This is a genomic window from Mucilaginibacter pedocola (assembly GCF_002013915.1).
Classification (GTDB): domain Bacteria; phylum Bacteroidota; class Bacteroidia; order Sphingobacteriales; family Sphingobacteriaceae; genus Mucilaginibacter; species Mucilaginibacter pedocola.
The window spans coordinates 484,975-505,973 of the sequence record NZ_MBTF01000012.1 but is presented as its reverse complement, the minus strand read 5'-3'; the positions used below and the strand labels follow the sequence as shown (position 1 = coordinate 505,973).

Annotated in this window: 9 protein-coding genes; 8 read left to right on the top strand and 1 reads right to left on the bottom strand. The window is 47.5% G+C overall.

Annotated elements, in window-relative coordinates; all coding sequences use genetic code 11:
• Positions 1-5 precede the first annotated feature (5 nt).
• The 8 genes from BC343_RS14520 (at position 6) to BC343_RS14485 (ending at position 18,361) form a co-directional block, all read left to right on the top strand.
• A complete protein-coding gene (locus tag BC343_RS14520) occupies positions 6-1,760 on the top strand; it encodes a RagB/SusD family nutrient uptake outer membrane protein (RefSeq protein ID WP_078348508.1) in 1,755 nt (584 codons plus the stop codon).
• Between the two features lie 109 nt (positions 1,761-1,869).
• Positions 1,870-5,214 (top strand): VCBS repeat-containing protein, encoded by a 3,345-nt coding sequence (locus BC343_RS14515; protein ID WP_078348507.1) that lies wholly within the window; start codon positions 1,870-1,872, stop codon positions 5,212-5,214.
• Positions 5,211-6,545: a vanadium-dependent haloperoxidase gene (locus tag BC343_RS14510; RefSeq protein WP_078348506.1), complete on the top strand. Its 1,335-nt coding sequence runs from the start codon at positions 5,211-5,213 to the stop codon at positions 6,543-6,545. Before BC343_RS14515 ends, BC343_RS14510 begins: the two co-directional genes overlap by 4 nt.
• 185 nt (positions 6,546-6,730) lie before the next feature.
• Complete coding sequence (locus BC343_RS14505; protein WP_078348505.1) at positions 6,731-9,937, top strand: glycoside hydrolase family 2 TIM barrel-domain containing protein; 3,207 nt, start codon at positions 6,731-6,733, stop codon at positions 9,935-9,937.
• 239 nt (positions 9,938-10,176) lie between these two features.
• Positions 10,177-12,933 carry a glycoside hydrolase family 2 TIM barrel-domain containing protein gene (locus BC343_RS14500; RefSeq protein ID WP_078348504.1) on the top strand — a complete coding sequence of 919 codons (2,757 nt, stop codon included), beginning with the start codon at positions 10,177-10,179 and terminating at the stop codon, positions 12,931-12,933.
• Positions 12,934-12,967: 34 nt separating this feature from the next.
• A complete protein-coding gene (locus BC343_RS14495; protein ID WP_238381776.1) occupies positions 12,968-14,200 on the top strand; it encodes a PQQ-dependent sugar dehydrogenase in 1,233 nt (410 codons plus the stop codon).
• A 27-nt stretch (positions 14,201-14,227) separates the two neighbouring features.
• Positions 14,228-16,381, top strand: coding sequence for a GH92 family glycosyl hydrolase (locus BC343_RS14490; protein WP_078348503.1), 2,154 nt, complete (start codon positions 14,228-14,230; stop codon positions 16,379-16,381).
• A gap of 18 nt (positions 16,382-16,399) precedes the next feature.
• Positions 16,400-18,361: a glycoside hydrolase family 97 protein gene (locus BC343_RS14485; protein WP_078348502.1), complete on the top strand. Its 1,962-nt coding sequence runs from the start codon at positions 16,400-16,402 to the stop codon at positions 18,359-18,361.
• A gap of 150 nt (positions 18,362-18,511) precedes the next feature.
• Here BC343_RS14485 and BC343_RS14480 read toward each other — a convergent pair whose 3' ends face one another.
• A complete protein-coding gene (locus tag BC343_RS14480; protein WP_078348501.1) occupies positions 18,512-20,770 on the bottom strand; it encodes a GH92 family glycosyl hydrolase in 2,259 nt (752 codons plus the stop codon).
• Positions 20,771-20,999 lie beyond the last annotated feature (229 nt).

The window sequence follows — 20,999 nt, the reverse complement described above, 5'->3', positions numbered from 1 at the left end:
AGAACATGAAATTTAAATACAGTAAAAATATAGCAAAGATCTTTTTGGCTGTGCTGGTTGTAAGTACTGGTGCTTGTAAAAAAGATAACTTTCTGGATGTACCTGCAAGCGGTACGTTAACCAGCAAGTCGACCTTTGAAACACAGGCCAACGCCAACCTTTTTATAAACGATATATACGATCGTTTGCCCGATGGTAATAACGCGACCGACCAAACCCTTGAAGGCTGGACAGATAACAATAACTGTACAGCAACGGGCCACACCGGGCAGGCCGTAATACGCAATAACGGCCTTAGCGCAGGCAACTCTACCGACGGGCCTTCGGGCCAATTAGGCTGGGTGCGCAATTTTGAGCAGATAAGAAGATGCAATGTGTTTTTGAAAGAAGGCGAGGCCAACAAAGCCGCCTACGATGCTACCTGGTATGCCCAGCGCGTTGCAGAGGTAAGAACCCTTAGAGCGTTCTTCTACTCCATCTTATTTAGGAATTATGGCGGCGTGCCCATCATCACTACGCCTTTGAATAATTTAGATGGAAGCGATATTTTATATCCCCGATCTACAATTGAGCAAACGGTTGCCTTTATAGAAGCAGAGTGCGATGCGGCGGCTGCAGTTTTGCCTACCACACAAACCGGTGCAAATACCGGCAGGATGACAAAAGGCGCCGCTTTGATGATAAAAGGCGACGTGCAGCTATTTGCTGCCAGCCCTTTGGTTAATAAAGCCAACGATGCTGCCAAATGGGCAAAGGCTGCCGCTACTTTTAAGGCCATAACAGATCTGAACGTGTACAGCCTGTTCAAGACTTCGAACGGGCCTACTACTGGCCCGGGTCCTTTGGCTATCAACTCTACCACAGGTTCGGGTACTACATCTACCGCTTACCGCGACCAGTTTTTAGCGATAAACAACTGGAACTCTGAAACCATTATGGCTCGTGGTTATGCCATGCCAAGCAAAGGCCACAGGAGAGAAGGCTTTATGGGCCCCGTTGTGGTTAACGGCGGCACGCAGGCTTGGGGAGGTTTTTCGCCTACGCAAACCCTGGTTGATGATTATGATATGGATAACGGTTTGCCAATAACCGATCCGGCATCTGGTTACGATCCGCAACATCCTTATATGCACAGGAGTTCGAGGTTCGAGCAATCTATTATTTACGATGGCTCTTACTGGCAGGGGTACCTGATCACCACCAGGGTGGGCGGTAACAACGCTATCGACCTTGGTTCGGCGGGTGATATTTCAAATACAGGCTATTATGGCCGTAAAACACTGGACGAATCTATTAAAGGGCAGGCCAGCTTTGGTGCTATCAATACCTCTAACTACATATTTTACCGTTATGCCGAAACATTGTTAAGCTATGCCGAGGCACAAAATGAGGCCGTTGGCCCCGATGCAAGCGTTTACGATGCTATGAAGCAGGTTAGGGCGCGTGTTTTATTACCCGCGCTTACCCCCGGCATGTCACAGGCTACTATGCGGGCAACTATCCGCAGGGAGCGCCACGTAGAGCTTGCCTTTGAAGACAGGCGCTGGTACGATATCCGCAGGTGGGAAATTACCACTAAAGGTGACGCCGTTTTAACCAAACCAATGATGGGTATGAAGATAACCGGTACCGATGGCAGTTTGGTGTACACCCCGGTTGCCGGTTTCCAAAACAAGTATTCCGACTACATGAACTGGTTACCTATACCTGCAGATGTTTTGACCAAAAACTCTAAACTGGTACAAAACCCCGGTTACTGATCCACTTGAACCGGTTGTTTTATCACAGCTCGCGGCTTTGCCGGGGCTGTGATTTTTTCGTTTTTGAAGTTTTGTGCAGATCATACCCCTAATTATTAAACTTATTGAAATGAGACTAAAGCACAGCATACACCTATTGTCCATCCCCGCGCTGTTGGCAGCCATATTGGCCACGGGCTGCGGCTCCGCCGGTACGGGTGGTGCATCGGGCCAGGCAACAGATACTTTGTTTAAACTGCTGCCTGCAGCGCAAACGCACATTGACTTTAGCAACACACTAACCGAAGGGCTGAATACCAACGTGCTGATGTACGAGTACTTTTATAACGGCGGCGGCGTAGCTATTGGCGACCTGAATAACGATGGCTTGCAGGATGTTTATTTCACCGGCAATATGGTGGATAATAAGTTGTACCTCAACCGCGGCCAAATGCGATTTGATGATATTACCGCCGAAGCAGGTGCAGCGGGCCGCCCCGGCCCATGGAAAACGGGGGTGAGCATAGCCGATGTAAATGGCGATGGCAAGCTTGATATCTATATATGTTACTCGGGCAAGCTGCGGGGCGAAAAGCGCATTAACCAATTGCTGATAAACCAGGGTAACAATAGCAGGGGCGTACCGCTTTTTAAGGATATGGCTGCAGAATATGGGCTGGCTTTCCCATCCTACAGTACGCAAGCTTATTTTTTTGACCACGACCGCGATGGCGACCTGGACCTGTTGCTTGTTAACCATAACCCCGCCCGCATCAGCAACGTAGATGATATATCGGTAAAAGAGATGATGGGCAAACCGGATGCCGAAGCGGGTATACGGCTGTTGCAAAACAACAAAGGACATTTTGATGATATCACAGCAAAGGCGGGCATCATCAACACCTCGTTCTCCTACGGGTTGGCAGCGGGTATTGCCGATATCAACGGCGATGGCTGGCCGGATATTTACGTATCGAACGATTATAGCGCGCCCGACAGGCTGTACATTAATAACGGCAGGGGGGGCTATACCGACCAACTGCAGAAACAGATAGGGCACACTTCTTTTTACTCGATGGGTAACGATGTTGCCGATATCAATAACGATGGCAAACCCGATATCTACACGCTGGATATGCTGCCCGAGGATAACAAACGGCAGAAATTGCTATTCGGGGCGGATAATTACGACGCCTTCGACCTTAACCTGCGCGTGGGGTTTTACTATCAGTATATGCGCAATATGCTGCACATCAATAATGGCAACAATACTTTTAGCGAGGTTGGCCAAATGGCGGGCATCTCTAATACCGATTGGAGCTGGGCGCCTTTATTTGCCGACTATGATAACGATGGCTGGAAAGACCTTTTTGTGACTAACGGTTACACGCGCGATTACACCAATATGGATTTCCTGAAATACATGGGCGATAACCTGCGCAACCGCAATGTGATGCGCGAGGACCTGCTGAACATTGTGAGCCAGATGCCGTCCTCAGAAATGAAGAGCTACTTTTTTAGGAACAACGGGGACGCCAATTTTACCAATACCAGCGCCGGCTGGGGCATCAGCCAAACATCTAACAGCAACGGTGCCGCCTACGCCGACCTGGACAACGATGGCGATCTGGACCTGGTGGTGAACAACATAAACCAACCTGCCTTTGTATACCAAAACCGGGCTGACAAGCAAAGCAATAACCACTACTTATCAATCAAACTAAATGGCAGCGATGCCAATACACAGGGAATAGGCGCAAAGCTCATCCTTTATAAAGGCAACAAAACGCAATACCTGGAGCAGATGCCTACGCGCGGTTTCCAATCGGGTGTATCGCCTGTTTTGCACTTTGGGCTGGGGAAAGATAAGGAGGCAGACTCGTTACGAATAACATGGCAGCGGGGTGCATCGCAATTACTAAAAAATATAAAAGCCGACCAAACTATCACGTTAAATGAAAAAGATGCTGCTTTAATAAGCGCCCCGAAAATATTACAGAAACCAATTTTTACTGAGGTAACTTCGCCCATCTCCTCCGGCGGAAGTGAGGATACCAATAACGATTTTAAGCGCCAGCCGCTAATGGCCAATTCTATATCGTTCGCCGGCTCCTGCCTGGCAAAAGGCGATGTGAACGGCGATGGTTTAGAAGATGTTTACTTGGGTGGGCACGATGGCGTAGCGGCCACTTTGTATTTGCAGCAAAAAGGCGGCAAATTCATTAGAAAGCCCAACGCGGCCTTCGATGCAGATAAAGCCTGTACCGATGCCGCCGCGATATTTTTTGATGCCAACGGCGATGGTAAAGCCGACCTATACGTGGCTTCGGGTGGCTACGCCGATTTGTTGCCCGACGACCCAAAACTGCAGGACAGGTTATACCTTAACGATGGTAAAGGCAATTTTACCAAAGCAAAACAAGCCCTGCCCGCAATGCTGAGCAGCAAAAGTTGTGTAAAGGCTGCCGATATAAACGGCGATGGCTTTGCCGACTTGTTTGTAGGCGGCAGAGTAATACCCGGCCGTTACCCCGAAACACCCGAAAGTTATCTATTGATAAACGACGGTAAAGGGCATTTTACTGATGTTACCGCACGATACAACCCCGCGCTGAAAAACATAGGAATGGTAACCGATGCCACCTGGGCAGATATGAATGGCGATAAAAAGCCTGACCTTATTTTGGCAGGCGAGTGGATGCCGATATGCGTTTTTGAGAACGTCAACGGTAAACTGGTGGATGCCACGCTGAAATACTTTGATAAAAAATACAGCGGCTGGTGGAACAGCTTGAGCGTTGCCGACCTTAACCACGATGGCCGCCCGGATATTATTGCGGGCAACCTGGGCCTCAACAGCCAGTGCCGGGCAAGCGATGCCGAACCCATAGAAATGCTTTATAAAGATTTTGATGATAACGGCTCTGTGGATCCCATCCTGTGCATGTACATCCAACACCAAACCTATCCTTATGTAACCCGCGATGAACTGCTCGACCAGATTAGCATGATGCGCACACGTTTCCCTGATTATAAAAGTTATGCCGATGCCACTTTGGATAAAGTTTTTACTCCCGAAGAACTGAAGGATGCCAAACACCTTAGCGCAACCCATTTGGCAACAAACCTTTTCATCAGCAACGCAAGCGGTAAACTACACCAAACTAAATTACCGCTTCAGGCTCAATATGCGCCGGTGCATACCATCACCGTGGCTGATCTTAACCACGACGGTAATACCGACTTGCTTTTGTGTGGCAACAGCAACCATAGCCGCATACGCTTTGGTAAATACGATGCTAACTATGGCGTGCTGCTGGTTGGCGATGGCAAGGGCGGCTTCGCGTATGTGGGTCAGCAGCGGTCGGGTTTTAATTTATGGGGCGATGTAAGGGCGGTGCTGCCGCTTAATGATCAATTGCTTTTTAGTATGGATAAAGGCAGTATAAAAGCCTATAAACAACAAGGAAAATGAGAAAGGGCCTGATAACCATATTAACGATAATAAGCCTGTTGCTGGTAGTACGCTGTGCCGAAAACAAGCGGCAGCCGGTATTGCGCGACACGGATATTAGCAAGGTAATAGCCCGCATGACGGATGTAATGGTGCATGATGTTACCAACCCGCCGCTGGCCTCCCGCTTTTTTGCCTACACCTGCCTGGCGGGTTACGAAGTAATGGCGCAAAACGATAAGCAGGTAAAAAGCATGCATGCCGTTTTGAACCAATATCCCACTATAAGTAAGCCCGGGAAGAATGACAAATACGACACGCAATTGAGCGCCGTACTGGCCATGTACCTAACAGCCGCCAAACTGCAACCATCAGGTACTTTGATGACTAAATACAAGGATACGTTTTTAGATTCGTGCCGTAAGATAGGCTTCGATGATGAAGTAATAGATAGTTCGCAAAATTATGCGCAGTTCATCAGCAAGCAGATATTAGCTTATGCCAAGGCGGACGGGTACCGTAAAATAAATAACTATCCGCGTTATAAGCTTAAAACCACTCCCGGCAGTTGGGACCTAACCCCGCCGGCTTACATGGTGCCCGTTGAGCCTTATTTTAACACGGTGCGCACTTTGGCGGTCGATTCTGCCTCGCAATTTGTGCCCGATGAGCCGATACCTTTTTCTACCGACAAAAATTCGGCGTTCTACAAATTCCTGCAGATGAATTACAATAAAAGTGGCGATAGGCTTACGCAGCAGGAAAAAGATGTGGCCAATTTTTGGGATTGTAACCCTTTCGCCGTGCAAAACGACGGGCATATGCTTATCGGCCTCAAAAAAATATCGCCCGGTGCGCATTGGATGGGGATAACTGCCATCGCCTGCAAAAGATCGAACGCAAGCTTCGCCAAAACCATTGAAGTGAACACTGCAGTGGCCATCGGCCTGATGGATGCCTTTATTTGCTGCTGGGACGATAAGTACCGCACCAACCGCATCCGCCCCGAAACTGCCATCCGCAGGTATATCGATCCGCATTGGAAGCCCCTGCTGCAAACCCCGCCCTTCCCCGAATATATCAGCGGGCATTCGGTAATTTCTTCCACTTCGGCTGTTATACTCACGCATTACTTCGGTAATAACTTTAGTTATACTGATGATGTAGAAACAACATTTGGCGTACCGCCAAGGCAATTCAACTCGTTTACACAGGCCGCAAAAGAGGCTGCCATCTCGCGTTTTTGGGGCGGTATTCACTTTATGGATGCTATTGATAACGGCGTTTTGCAGGGCAACAAGGTAGGCAACTGGGTGGTTGATAAAGTAAGCGCGCGCAAACAACAACGGTAGGTGAAAGAAGCTTATGCACAGCATACATTTCTCTTTCCAAATAGCAATAAACGGCCATTTACAGCACGCTACGCCAATAAATATGCATGTATTGGCAATTTGCCGGGCCAAAAATTATAGTCCTTTGCCGTAGTGCGCAGCCAATGCACGCGCACCCTCGGCATTTTAATTTATGATAACGATATATGAATAAAACCTTATTTGGTAAAAAAACGGCCTGTGCTTTATTAGGCTTGTTTTTTGTTTTTAGCTACAGAACAAGTTCGGCGCAGCAGGACGCGGAAAACTTCCTTTCGAAGAATGACACCGCATCTGTGCCGAAAGAAATAGAAGACCCCGAGAATATCGGCATAAACAAAGAGGCCAGCCATGCTACGCTGATGCCCTATGGCAGCCTGAAGGAAGCACTGGCCGCTAACCGTGGCGCATCTTCGTTCAGCCGTAGCTTAAACGGCTTGTGGAAGTTTAATTGGGTAGACTGGCCGCAGAAACGCCCGGTGAATTTTTACAAACCGGATTACGATGTATCTAAGTGGAAGGATATTAAAGTGCCATCGAATTTTCAGGTAGAGGGTTACGGAACGCCTTATTACAGCAATTTTAATTTCATCTTTCAGAAAGATTTCCCGCGCATAATGAGCACCCCGCCCGAAAAGTTCACGGCTTACAAAGAGCGCAACCCGGTGGGCAGTTACCGCAGAGATTTTACGGTGCCGGCAGACTGGAGCGGCCGCCGCATATTCATCACTTTTGATGGGGTAGATGCAGGCTTTTTCATATGGGTGAATGGCAAAAAAGTAGGTTACAGCGTAAACAGCCGCAACGCTGCCGAATTCGACCTGACCAAATATGTAAAACCGGGCAAGAACACGCTTGCCGTAGAGGTGTATCGTTTTACATCGGGCAGTTACCTGGAAGACCAGGATATGTGGCGCCTGAGCGGTATCTTCCGCAATGTAACGCTGTGGAGTAGCCCGCAACAACACATCAGGGACTATTTTATTAAAACCGACCTTGATGATCAATACAAAAATGCTGATGTAACGGTTACCGCCAAAGTGAAAAATTACGGTACGGTAATAGTAAAAGCCCGCGAACTGGAAGTTTGCTTATTTAACGGTGCGGTGCTGGTACCGGGTGCGGTTGCCAAAAAGGCCATCCCGGCGTTAAAACCCGGCGAGGAGGTTGTGGTAGATGCTACCTTCCATGTAAATAACCCGCAAAAATGGACCGCAGAAACACCTAAACTTTATACCACAGTTATTAATATAAAAGATGGGGCTAAAACCCTGGAAACGCTATCCTCGCGCACCGGTATCCGCGAGATCGAGATAAAAGGGCGTTTGTTTTTGGTAAATGGCGTGCCGATAAAGCTAAAAGGTGTGAACCGCCACGAAAACTGGCCTGACGACGGTCACGCCGTTACCGAAGCGCAAATGATACGCGACCTGGTACTGATAAAACAAACCAACAGCAACCATGTGCGTACCTGCCACTATTCCGACGATCCGCGCTGGTACGAGCTGTGCGACCTTTACGGCATCTATCTGGTTGCCGAGGCTAACGTAGAGTGCCATGGCGCCATGAATGAATTTAACGATGAACCGCGTATTAAAGCTGCCATTGTTGACCGTAACGTAGCCAATACCGAAAACTTCAAAAACCATCCCTCGGTTGTGATATGGTCTTTAGGTAATGAGAATGGCAGTGGCGGCGGCAACTTTAGGGCGGCGCTGAAAGCTATAAAAGAAATTGACCCTACAAGGCCTTCGCATTACGAAGGCTTCGGTACAGGCAACGACCGCAACCCCGCCGATATGGATAGCCAGATGTACACCAACGTAAAAAGCCTTGAAAATGCTGCGCTGGATACTAAACTTACCAAGCCTTTCTATTTGTGCGAATATGCGCACGCCATGTTCAATTCAATGGGTTCGGTAGATATTTACAACGAACTGTTCGATAAGTACCCGGCCCTGCTGGGCGGCGCTATATGGGAATGGCAAGATCAGGGGATATACAATAACCGCGACCCCAAACATCCCATTACGGCCTTTGGCGGCGGTTTTGGCGAGTACCCTAACGACCGTTATTTTATTCATAAAGGCGTCGTATTTTCTGATAGGTCGCCCAAGCCTCATTTCCCGGAGTTAAAGCATGCTTACCAGTGGATAACCATTAAAGCCAAGGATATTAAAAGCCAAACCTTCAGCGTAAAAAACCGCTACCAGTTTACTAACCTAAGCAGCTTTACAGGCAAATGGGAGTTAAGCGAGAACGGCGTAAACATAGCATCAGGTAATTTAACGGTAGGCTCAATTACGCCGTTTGCCGAAAAGGAAATTAAGCTTCCGTATAAAATAACACCGAAACCCGGTGCAGAATATTTTGTGCGCGTGTCGTTCCAACTGGGGGCAGATAAGCTTTGGGCCAAAAAAGGTTTCGAGGTAGCCTCGCAGCAATTTGCATTAGGAATACCTGTGCCTGCGGTTACAGACAAGTCGCAGGGCGGTAGCTTGACGCTTAGCCAGTCGAAAAATATTATCGATATAAAAGGCAGCGACTTTGATATCAGCTTCGATAAAGAAAAAGGCACATTCACCAAACTACAAAAGGGCGGCGAAAATATGCTGCGCGGCGATGGCGGGCCAAAGCTGCATTTGTGGCGTGCGCCGCACCAAAAAGATGATATGTGGGCCTATGAGAACTGGGATAAATACGGGCTGCAGAACATTGCCTGGGTTGCCGATAGCGTGAACGCAAAACAGGTAGCCGCCAACGTGGTAGAGATAGGCGTACGCCTGACCGGTACCGGGAAACAAAATTTCAAAGTTCACCATAAAGCGGTTTATACAATTAACGGCAATGGTTTAATAACTGCCGTTAACAACATCACCTTTGATAACCCCGACCCTAAGTTGATACTGGCCAGGATAGGGGTACGTATGTTCCTTGATAAGGATATGGACCGGTTCGATTACCTGGGCCGTGGCCCCATGGAAAATTATGCCGACCGTAAAAGCGGCTTTGATGTAGGGCATTATGCCAGCAGCGTTGCGCAACAACTAACCCCGTACGAAAAACCGATGGAATGCGGTAACCACGAGGACGTACGCTGGGCAAACGTAAACTCGGCTAAAGGCCCGGGGCTTTGTGTAAAAAAGGTAGACTCGATGCTACAGGTAGCTGCCTTGCCTTACAGCGATGAAGAAATGACGCCGGTAGAGTACAAAATAGATCTGCCGAAAAGCAAAGGTACCGTACTGTGCATCAGTAGCAAAACGTTAGGCGTAGGTTCTAACGGTTGCGGGCCAAGGCCATTGGAGCCTTATATGGTGCATGCCGCTGCTACTACTTTTTGCTACCAGCTGCAGCTTACTAAAAAGAAGTAAAAAGACAATTTAGTTGGTAAATTGGTTCGAAGAAGCCTGATGGGGGGCGCAGTACGTGCCGCAAGGGCCCGTAGCCCCCTGCCTGCGCTTTTTAGATAAGCCGGTTAGCAACAATATCAATACAAATTAGGCCGGTGAGTTTTTTATTGGCTTGTTTTAAAACCTATTGTGTAGTTTTAGTTGACGAGTATTAAACAGCTCCGCCTGTTTACATTTACCACCAAACGCCTGCCATAAATATGAAAAAACTACTGCTGCAACTATTGTTGTTATCGGCCTGCGCCGATGCATTTTCCCAACAAACCATTACAAGATACCTATCCGGTACAGATAAGGACCATACAGTGCAATGGGATTTTTATTGTACCGAGGGCAGAAAGAGCGGCAGCTGGACAAAAATTGCCGTGCCTTCTAACTGGGAGCAGCAAGGCTTTGGTACCTACAATTACGGGCACGATAAAGTGAAAGCCAACGAGCAGGGGCTTTATAAATTTCAATTTGCTTCGCCGGCTTTGACCGGTAAAAAAGTATTCATCGTTTTTGAGGGCTCCATGACCGATACCAAGGTTGTTATAAATGGTAAGCAAGCGGGGCCTGTGCACCAGGGCTCTTTTTACCGTTTCAAATACGATGTAACCGATCTGCTTAAGCCCGGCGGCAAAAACCTGCTGGAGGTTACGGTTGATAAAACATCAGCAAATTCATCTGTAAACGATGCGGAGAGAAGGAATAGCGATTTTTGGGTGCTTGGCGGTATTTTCCGCCCGGTTTACCTGGAGATAGTACCCGAAACCTTTATCGATCGTACATCTATAAACGCCAAAGCCGATGGCTCCTTTTTGCTGAACGTATTTGCCCGAAACCTGAAAGGGAACGAAACCATTACAGCGCAGGTACAAAAACTGAACGGTCAAAATGTGGGGGCAGCAATAACAGTTAAGGCCAACCCAACTGCCGACAGCCTCCAATTGAAAGGCAATTTTAATAAGCCTTTACTGTGGAGTGCCGAGTTCCCTAATTTATACAAGGTCATCGTCAGCATTAAAAACAAGCAGGGGGTAGTTCACCGCATTCAGCAAAAGTTCGGTTTCCGTACGGTGGAATTGCGGGTTAATGATGGTTTTTATGTTAATGGTGCCAAAGTGATCTTAAAGGGCACCAACCGCCACAGCTTTTGGCCCGAAACCGGGCGTACGCTAAGCAAGTCCGTTCATTTGATGGATGCCCGCTTGATGAAGGAGATGAACAACAACGCGGTACGCATGTCGCATTACCCGCCCGATCAGGAGTTTTTGAACGTTTGCGACTCCATTGGGCTTTATGTGTTGGATGAACTTACCGGCTGGCAGGCAAAATACGATACCATTGTAGGGCACAAGCTGGTAAAAGAATTGGTGCTGCGCGATGTGAACCACCCATCCATTGTTTTTTGGGATAACGGTAACGAGGGAGGATGGAACCGAGGGCTGGATAACGATTATGCCCTTTACGATCCGCAGAAGCGCACCGTAATACATCCCTGGGAAAAGTTCAACGGCACCGATACCAAGCATTACCCCGACTATAACTACATGGTTAAAGCAGCAGCTACCGGGCAGGAAGTATTCTTCCCAACCGAGTTTATGCACGGGCTTTACGATGGCGGTGCGGGAGCTGCCCTCGATGATTTTTGGGCGGCCAGCATGAAGCATCCTCATAGTGCAGGCGGCTTTATCTGGGCTTTTTTAGATGAGGCTATCATCCGTACCGATAAGAATGGTGCTTATGATGCCGACGGTAACCATGCTCCCGATGGTATTGTTGGACCGCACAGAGAAAAGGAGGCAAGCTTTTATACCATTAAAGAAATATGGTCGCCGGTGTATATTGATGCTAAGCCAATTGATGAGAGCTTTGATGGGAAGATACCCGTAGAGAACAGGTATGCTTTTACCAATTTTAACCAGTGCAGCTTTAAATGGAAGCTGGTTAAATTCCCATCTGCAAAAAGCAAAACTACGGCAGCAGTGGTACAAGCGGCAGGCAGCCCGGCAGTTTTGAACCTTAAACCCGGCGAAAAAGGCGCACTTAACTTAGGCTTACCCGCCTCATGGAAACAAAATGATGCTCTTTACCTGAGCGCTTATGGTCCCGATAAAAAAGAAATATTCACCTGGAGCTGGGCCATTCAGTCGCCTGTAGCACCTCATAATAACACGGCACCAGCAAATGCTGATGCAGTAAAAATTACCGAGACCGCTAATTCGTTAGCCGTTAAATGCGATGGCGTCAGCTATTATTTTGATAAAGCTACAGGCTATATTCAACAGGTAGTTAAACCGGCGGGTACCGTTTCGCTTTCGGGCGGACCTGTGTTGGCGGGTGTTCATACCTCGTTAAAGCAATTCGCGCACAAGGCGGATAAGGCCGGGTATGTTGTGGAAGCCAATTACGAGGGCGATGCACCGCTACACATTAAATGGACCTTTACGCCCGGCCAACCGGTAAAGCTGGAATACAACTACGCGCAACAAGGCGACGTGAGCTTTATGGGCATCACCTTTAATTACCCCGAAGAAAAAGTAACCGGATTGAAATGGCTTGGGCGCGGCCCTTTCCGTGTGTGGAAGAACCGCTTAAAAGGGCAGCAATTCGGCGTATGGCACAAGGCATATAACAACACCATAACCGGCGAAACCTGGGGCTATCCCGAGTTTAAAGGCTACCATGCCGAGTTGAACTGGGCGGTTATCGAAAATAAAGAAGCTCCATTCACGGTTTATACCAGCGATAAAAACATATACCTGCAAATGTACCGCCCGGCAAGGGAACAGGCCGCATTATCCAACAATAATGTGGAGCCAGCCTTCCCCGATGGCAGCATAGGGTTCATGACGGCCATTGCACCTATCGGCACCAAATTCCAGTCGGCAGATGTAATGGGCCCGCAAAGCCAAAAGAACCATGCCGATGGCAAGCCGGTAAGCGGCACGCTTTGGTTCGATTTTACCAACTGATACTATAAAAACTAAACCCAATACAAACCACAGAATGAAAATTAGAAGCAGTTTTAACACTTTGCCAGTCCTGTTCGGCACCTTGTTCTCTTTGGGTTTTGCCGCCTTGCTATTCTTATCCTTTACTAATGCCGCAACCGGTGGCGACGCCGGTATGCCGGTAGTTACGGCAAAAGTTAGTGTAATTGCTAATGGCTTACATTCGCCAACAGCTATCACTTTTCCGGGGAACGGCGATGTTTGGGTAACTGAACAAACCGGGTTTATACGCGTTATAAAAAACGGCAAACTGCTGGCCGACCCACTATTAGACCTTAGGGATAAGATGATAAAGGTGAACGGTGGTTACGAGGAGCGTGGTTTGCTCGGTATTGCCCTTCATCCAAAATTTAAACAGAACAAAAAATTTTACGTGTTTTACAGCGCGCCGGCCGCCAAAGGTTTAGACCATAAGGGCGTAGTTGCTGAGTACAAGCTAAGTGCTAACGGATCGGTTAACCCGGGTAGCGGCCGCGTTATTCTGAGTATCGACGAACCCGAAGGCAACCACAACGGTGGATGCATTCAGTTCGGCCCCGATGGGTATTTATACATTTCGTCGGGAGATGGTGGTGGCCAGGGCGATAAGCACGGTGAGTTTGGCAACGGGCAAAATTTAAATACCTGGTTGGGTAAAATACTGCGGGTTGATGTTAATACCGCAAACGGTTATTTGGTGCCGAAAAGTAATCCGTTTGTAGGTAAGGCCGATAGAAAGCCCGAGATATGGGCCTATGGCTTCCGCAACCCTTACCGTTTGTCTTTCGATAAACTAACCGGGCAATTGTTTGCAGGCGACGTTGGGCAAGACCAATGGGAAGAGGTGGATCTTATTACAAAAGGTGCCAACTATGGCTGGAAGATAGTAGAGGCTGAGCAATGCTACAGTCCTGCAACAGGCTGCGATATTAAAGGCATAACCATGCCCATAAGCGCCTACAGCCATAAAGAGGGGATAAGCGTAATTGGCGGTTATGTTTACAACGGAAAAACGGTTACAGCCCTAAAACGCAAATACCTTTTTGCTGATTGGGTAGGCAAAGTTTATTATTTGCAAAAGGCCGGTAAAGCCTGGCAACGGGGCGATGTTAAATTACAGGGCCTGCCGGAAAACATCAGGATACTGGGTTTTGGCGAAGACCCTGCCGGTGAGTTATACATGCTCACTAACGAAGAGATGGGGCCGGCAAACGCCAAAGGAACCGTTTATAAAGTGCAAAAGAATTAATTATACATATAGCTAAACTACATTAATATGAGAGGTCCACTCAGAAAAATTGTAGGTATTGCAGCCGTGTTTTTTGTTGCGATACCGCTGGCCAAAAGCCAGCCAAAACCCGTTTATACAAAGTTTGTAAATACTTTTATAGGCACCGCCCCGCTTAACGATCCCAAAATACTGGGTTACGAATTGCCTAAGGGATGGCGTTCGTGGGCCGGTTTAACCTTCCCCGGTAGCTCGGTACCCAATGCCATGGTGCAGCTGAGCCCGATGACGGCCTACGGTTCGGGCGCGGGTTACCAGTACGAAGATTCGGTTATTTTAGGCTTTACACATACAAATAAAGGGCACTGGAATTTGTGCAACATCCCCATTCTTCCGGTCTCGGGCGGAAGCGATAAGTTTGGCTCGCGGTTCTCTCACAAAAAAGAAAGCTCGGCACCGGGCTTTTACCAGGTGTATCTGGATGATTACCATGTTGACGTGAGGCTAACCTCTACCTTGCGCAGCGGGTATCATCAATATAAATTTCAAAACAATACCAACAGGCAGGTCCTCTTCGATCTGGGCAAGGCCAACAGCCGCGTATCAACCTGGAATATAAAACAAGTTGGCGATAACGCCGTGGAGGGTTTTCAGGGTGGCGAAAATGTATACTTCTACGCCGTACTGAATACCAAGATCGCAAAGTTGGTTAATACCGATGAAGGCAAGCGCACCGGTTATTCGCTTATTACTTTGGCCGATGGCGGTACCGGACCGGTAGAACTTAAAATTGGCTTATCATTCGTAAGCGCCGAAAACGCTAAGCAAAACCTGGAGACGGAAATAGGCGGGAAGTCGTTCGAGGCCATCCGTTCGGCAGCTACACAAACCTGGGAGAAACTGTTATCATCTATACAGGTAAAAGGCGGCACGGCGAAGCAAAAACAAATGTTTTATTCCTGCCTTTACCGCTCATTTTTATGGCCGGCCCTACGTAGCGATGTGAACGGCGAATTTACAGATGCTAAGAAGAACGTGGTAAAAACCGGCTTTAACTACTATACCGAGCCTTCGTTATGGGATACCTACCGTAATAAAGATGTGCTGTTGGGTTTAGTAAGCCCGCAGGTTACGCTTGATGTGATCAAGTCGATGAAGGATGTGGGGGAGAAGAAGGGCTTTATTCCCACCTTTTTTCATGGCGACCATGGTGCGTCGTCCATCGCCGGGGCCTACCTCAGGGGAATTGACGATTTCGATATAAAGGCGACTTATCAAATACTGCTCAGAAATGCGAATGTTGAAGGCGGCGCAAGGCCGTACGTTAAAGAGTATATCGAGAAAGGTTATATATCCGACCCCGATATTCCCAACCCTCAGGTAGAAACCAAGGCCAAAGCGGGAGTATCTAAAACACTGGAATATTCTTATGATGATTATTCGGTAGCACAGATAGCAAAAAAACTGGGCGATACAGCTAATTACCGCATCCTGATGGCACGGTCTAAAAACTATAAAAACATGTTCGACCCTGCCACTCGTTTTATGCGTGGCCGGCTGGAGAACGGTGAATGGATAAAACCTTTCAATCCGCAATTTCCCTATTACGAATATATGTACCGGGAGGCCAACGCCTGGCAGGTATCCTTTTTCGCCCCGCACGATATGCCGGGCTTAATTCAGCTTTACGGCGGTCCAAAAGGCTTCGAGTCTAAACTCGATTCGTTGTTCACTCTGCCCTGGAACCCTACTTACATAGCCCGTAACGTAGAGACCATGATAGGCCAGTATTGCCAGGGCAACCAGCCCGACCACGAGGCGCCTTTCGCATACATATTCATCAATAAACCCGAGAAGTCGCAGAAGATCTTAGACCATATCATGAATGATCTTTATGGCATAGGCGACGAAGGTTTGGAGCTTAGTGGTATGGATGACGCCGGTGAGATGTCGGCCTGGTATGTATTTAGCTCGCTGGGTTTATATCCCTTCTCCGCTACCGACCCCGAGTATATTGTAACCGCACCGCTTTTTGATGAGGTAAAATGGCGTACCAGTAACGGCAAATTCATAACCATTACCAAACCCGGAAAAGGCCGTGCCATAACCTCCGTTAACGTGAACGGGAAAAAATTAAAGGGCTATTTTGTGAAACACGATCTGTTTAAGCAGGGTGGGAACATAGCCATAGTAACAAAATAATAGGATAGTACTGAAATTATGACTTTAAAAAATAACGTGTTCAAGTTGTTGCTTTTATTTCTGGCGTTTTCAACAAAGGGGTATGCGCAAAACAAACCCATAGAATTGGTATCGCCCAACGGGCAGGTAAAAGTGGCCATTAATTTGCGCGACAAGATCTACTATTCGGTAAGCGGCGGCAACCGCGAATTATTATCAAATAACCATTTAGGCTTAACGCTTGGTAATGGCTCCCTCGGCGCAAACCCTAAATTGATCTCCGCCAAAAGATCAAAGGTTGATGAACAAATAAAGCCTTACATCACATTGAAGTTCGCCGATGTGAAAAATAGCTACAATGATCTGCTGCTTAAATTTAAAGGAGATTATTCCGTAGAGTTTCGCGCTTTCGATGATGGTATCGCCTATCGTTTTATAACCGGCAAAAAAGGCGACGTGGAGGTAATGAACGAGGATATCTCCATCAATTTCCCATCGGAGTATTTATTACATTTTCAGCTCAATGGCGATTTTAAAACCTCTTATGAGGAGCCATATCAGCATATTGCCTCTACGGCCTGGAAAGAGGCCGATAAGATGGCTAATCTACCGGTGTTGATAGATACAAAAGATCAATACAAGATCCTCGTCAGCGAATCAGATTTAGCTGATTATCCCGGCATATTCTTAAAAGGCACCGGAAGCGGTGCTTTCGGCACCTTTCCTAAAGCCCCTCTCGAAGCAGTTCCGGATGGCGATCGTAGTCAGAATATCATAAAGTCAGCGGAGTATATCGCTAAAACAAAGGGCACCCGCAGTTTCCCGTGGCGCTACTTTGTTGTCACTAAAGATGATAAACAGCTTTTAGAAAATACCATGACCCTGAGGCTTGCCTCCAAGAGCGAAATTCAGGACCCCTCCTGGATAAAACCCGGGCAGGCAAGCTGGGAATGGTGGAACGATGCTACACCTTACGGCGATGACGTGAACTTTGTATCGGGTTATAACCTGGATACTTATAAATACTATATCGACTTTGCTTCCAAATTCGGCATCAAATATATCGTAATGGATGAAGGCTGGGCTAAAAGCACTACCGACCCTTATACGCCTAATCCGAAAGTAGATGTTAAAGAACTGATCCGCTATGGTAAAACTAAGAATGTGAACATTATTCTCTGGCTCACTTGGCTTACCGTGCACAACAATATGGATCTTTTCAAAACCTTCCGCGAATGGGGCATTAAAGGGGTTAAGATCGATTTTATGGATCGCAGCGATCAGTGGATGGTCAATTTTTATGAGAACGTAATTAAGGAAGCGGCTAAGAACCAGATCTTCGTTGATTATCATGGGGCGTTCAAACCATCGGGCTTAGAATACAAATACCCCAATCTCCTTTCGTACGAGGGCGTTCGCGGGCTGGAACAAATGGGCGGCTGTACGCCAGATAACAGTATTTACCTGCCATTTATACGGAATGCTGTTGGCCCGATGGATTTTACGCCGGGGGCCATGATCAATATGCAGCCTAACGTGAACAGGGCCGCACGGCCCAATGCCTCGGGGGTAGGTACCAGGGCCTATCAGCTTGCACTGTATGTAGTATTTGAGAGCGGATTGCAAATGCTGGCCGATAACCCCACCCTTTATTACCGCAACCCCGATTGCACAAGCTTTATCGCAAGTGTGCCCACCACCTGGGACGATACAAAAGTATTAGCAGCTACTGTGGGCGAATTAGCAGTTGTGGCCAAACGAAAAGGTGCCCAATGGTTTATAGGCGGCATAACCAATGGTAAAGAGCAAACCAGGAATGTAGAACTGAATTTCGACTTTTTAGAGAAAGGCAAAACCTACACCATGACCTATTTTGAAGATGGAATAAACGCCGGTAAACAAGCAATGGACTACCGTAAGAAAACTATGCAGGTTAAAGCCGGTGATAAGTTAAACATCAAAATGGTGCGCAACGGTGGCTGGGCAGCAGTGTTGAACTAAGTAACCAATGTTTGTATGCCCGCGCAGGCTTATTTAACATATCTGTAAGTTCGTATACACCCTAAATTCCCCGCTATAACAGAAAGAGGCTGTTCTCGCACTTAGGAGACAGCCTCTTTCTGTTACACTTAATTGTGCTGGGGGCATTATCTATGGGTGTGATGCCGCAGCAACGCCGTAAGTTTTGCCGGGTTTTGAACCCATGTAGAAAACCAGGTTACCGCCCGCTACCAGTTTTTTGTGCAAAATATAGGTGTAGGGGTAAGGCTTGCCATTTAATTCAACTTTTTGGATGTATTTATTTTGCCTGCTGTTGTTTTTTGCCGTGATGGTGAAGGTTTTGTTGTTCTCCAATTTCAGCGTGGCCTTATCAAACAAAGGCGAGCCAAACACATACTTTCCTTCCATTGGGTTTACCGAATATAGGCCCAGAGAGCTAAATGCATACCAGGCACTCATTTGCCCCACATCTTCGTTGCCCGGAAGCCCGTCGGTTTTGGTGGAGTAAAACTTGTCGAATACCTCGCGTACGCGGTCGGCAGTTTTCCAGGGCTGGCCAAGGTAGTTGTATAAGTAGGCAATGTGGTGGCTTGGTTCGTTACCATGTGCGTATTGGCCAATTAAACCTGCTACATCCGGTGCTGTACCCTCGCGCAGTTCTGATGAAATGCTAAATAAGCTATCCAGCCTTTTGGTAAAGGTTTGCTGGCCGCCAAGTAAGTTTATAAGGCCGTGTACATCCTGCGGTGCCAGGAAAAGGTATTGCCATGCGTTACCCTCGGTGTAATCAGATGTTTCCGGCTTAGAAAATACCGGGTCGAATGGGCGGTGGTACTGCCCGTTGGCTAAGCGGCCGTTAAAAAAGCCCACTTGTTTATCGTAATACAATTGGTATAATTTACTGCGTTTGGTAAAGTATTCGGCATCTGCTTTTTTACCAAGCTGCGCTGCTACTTTAGCTATGCCTCCATCGGCAATGGCATACTCCATAGCCCAGGCAACAGATTCGTGCATTTTATCGGCAGGTATGTAGCTGAGTTTTTGAAGGTATTGCAAGCCCGATGAATCGCGCATAGCGGTATGCTTCATGGCCTGGTAAATTTCTTCGGCTTGTTTAGGGTCAATAAGCCCTTTGCCAAATGCATCAGCAATAATAATAATTGCCGGGTTGCCTACCATACAATCAGTCTCGCTGCCAACCAGCGGCCAAACCGGCAAGCGGCCCTGTTGCTGATGAATAGCCAGCATCGATTTTACAATATCTTTCACCAGGGTAGGGCGGGTAATGCTCATGAATGGCGCCCAGCCGCGGTATATATCCCATAACGACATGGTGGTATAATTCTTAAACGCCGCATTCTTGTAAACCTCTTTGTTGGTGCCGCGGTAATCGTTATTGGCATCGTTAAACAACGAGGGGCCAAAGTACATGTGGTAAAGCGCCGTGTAAAAAACGGTTTGGTCGGCTTTGTTGGTGGTTTCTATTTTTACCCTGTCCAGTGCTTTTTCCCAGGTAGCATCAGCTTTTTTGCGGAAGCTATCAAATGTGCCTGCAGGTGCTTCGGCTTTCATGTTGGCCAGTGCATTTTCCTCGCTAACCGGCGATATGGCTACGCGCAGCATCATATCCGGGTTTTTGGCAGCATCAAAAAACAAAGCTACTTTAGCGTGTAAACCCTCGGCTTGTGCCGTATTCAGCAAGGTGCTATCGCTGTAAAATTGCGCCTTTGTAATAGGTTGCGATGTACGGATAGAGAAGTACAAGCGCTGATCTTTAGACCAACCGGTAGAGAAACGGTAACCCGTAAAGGTAGAATCGTTAACCCTTTTGATGAAGGTTTTTATCGGCCTATCCCAATTCATGGCAAATCCCAGGTCGACTAAGATATGCGCATTATCGGTTTTATTGTAGTGGTACTGGTGTATGCCTACTCTTTCTGTTGCGGTTAGTTTGGCATCAACATCGTATTTATCCAAGTGCGCCGCGTAAAAGCCCGGTTGGCAAACTTCTGATTTTTTTGAGAACAGCGAGCCGTAACCGGTATTGGGTTTGTTAAACTGCATAGGGTAGAGTTGCAGCGGGCCGTTAGCGGGTACTATTATTACATCGTTAAGGTCGCCAATGCCTGTTCCGCTGAGGTGGGTATGCGTGAAACCCAGTATTTCTTCGCTGATGTAGTTATAGCCTGAGCACCAGTCCCAGCCGTTGAACTTATCCCATCCGCGCCCAATTTGGGTAGGGCCCAGTTGCACGGCACCAAAAGGCACATTGGCACCTACAAATACGTGCCCATGATCTTTAGAACCTATGAACGGATCTACTTTGCTGGTTAGTTTAGTGGTTTGAGCGTTTAAGGTAGCGCTTAATATTACGGAGAGTGCGGCTGATGCGATTGTTTTCCTGATCATCGAACATTAAATAGAGGCCCGAAAGTTATTGATTTTATGAGGGCGCTGCAATTTTTTTTCGTCCGCTAAGTATCCGGTCATATCTGCGTACCGGCACTAAGTGGAAAGTACCGGCGAGCTCGCTTGCCAATGTGAAAATTGTGATTGCAAAAGCTAAAAATTAATTGTTATTTTAACAATCATTATAAACTGAGTTCAACTTATATTATTTGCCCTGTTTGCTGATAAC